Origin of the sequence: Acinetobacter sp. MB5, assembly GCF_003261585.1 — a bacterium.
GTDB lineage: Bacteria > Pseudomonadota > Gammaproteobacteria > Pseudomonadales > Moraxellaceae > Acinetobacter.
The window spans coordinates 1-1,205 of the sequence record NZ_POVU01000044.1; the positions used below are offsets into that span (position 1 = coordinate 1).

Annotated in this window: 1 protein-coding gene; it reads left to right on the forward strand. The window is 45.1% G+C overall.

Annotated features, from left to right (window positions below):
- Positions 1-12: 12 nt before the first annotated feature.
- A complete protein-coding gene (gene tuf, locus C1A47_RS17510; protein ID WP_111896289.1) occupies positions 13-1,203 on the forward strand; it encodes an elongation factor Tu in 1,191 nt (396 codons plus the stop codon).
- Positions 1,204-1,205 lie beyond the last annotated feature (2 nt).

Sequence of the window (1,205 nt, forward strand, 5' to 3'; positions counted from 1 at the left end):
AGGAAGAACATCATGGCTAAAGCCAAGTTTGAACGTAATAAGCCACACGTAAACGTGGGTACAATTGGTCACGTTGACCATGGTAAAACAACTCTTACTGCTGCGATCGCAACTATCTGTGCGAAAACTTACGGCGGTGAAGCGAAAGATTACTCACAAATCGACTCAGCTCCTGAAGAAAAAGCACGTGGTATTACAATTAATACTTCACACGTAGAATACGATTCTCCAATTCGTCACTACGCTCACGTAGACTGCCCAGGACACGCCGATTATGTTAAAAACATGATCACTGGTGCTGCTCAGATGGACGGTGCGATCCTTGTATGTGCTGCGACTGACGGTCCAATGCCACAAACTCGTGAACACATCCTTCTTTCTCGCCAAGTAGGTGTACCTTACATCATCGTATTCTTAAACAAATGCGACCTTGTTGACGACGAAGAATTACTTGAATTAGTAGAAATGGAAGTTCGTGAACTTCTTTCTACTTATGACTTCCCAGGTGATGACACTCCAGTTATCCGTGGTTCTGCTCTTGCTGCGCTTAATGGCGACGCTGGCCAGTACGGTGAGCCTTCAGTTCTTGCTCTTGTTGAAGCGCTTGACACTTACATCCCAGAACCAGAACGTGCTATCGACAAAGCATTCTTGATGCCAATCGAAGACGTATTCTCAATCTCAGGTCGTGGTACTGTGGTAACAGGCCGTGTTGAGTCTGGTATCGTTAAAGTCGGCGAAGAAGTTGAAATCGTTGGTATTAAAGATACAGTTAAAACAACTGTAACTGGCGTAGAAATGTTCCGTAAACTTCTTGACGAAGGTCGTGCGGGCGAGAACTGTGGTGTTCTTCTACGTGGTACTAAACGTGAAGACGTACAACGTGGTCAAGTACTTGCTAAACCAGGTACAATCAAGCCACATACTAAATTCGACGCAGAAGTATACGTACTTTCTAAAGACGAAGGTGGTCGTCACACTCCATTCCTTAATGGCTACCGTCCACAGTTCTACTTCCGTACAACTGACGTAACTGGTGCAATCCAATTACAAGAAGGCGTTGAAATGGTAATGCCAGGTGACAACGTAGAAATGTCAGTAGAATTGATCCACCCAATCGCAATGGACCCAGGTCTACGTTTTGCGATCCGTGAAGGTGGTCGTACTGTAGGTGCTGGTGTTGTTGCTAAAGTAACTGCATAATC

Excerpts from the sequence above, each read along its gene's own strand:
- tuf (WP_111896289.1), top strand. The coding sequence starts at position 13 with ATGGCTAAAGCCAAGTTTGAACGTAATAAGCCACACGTAAACGTGGGT.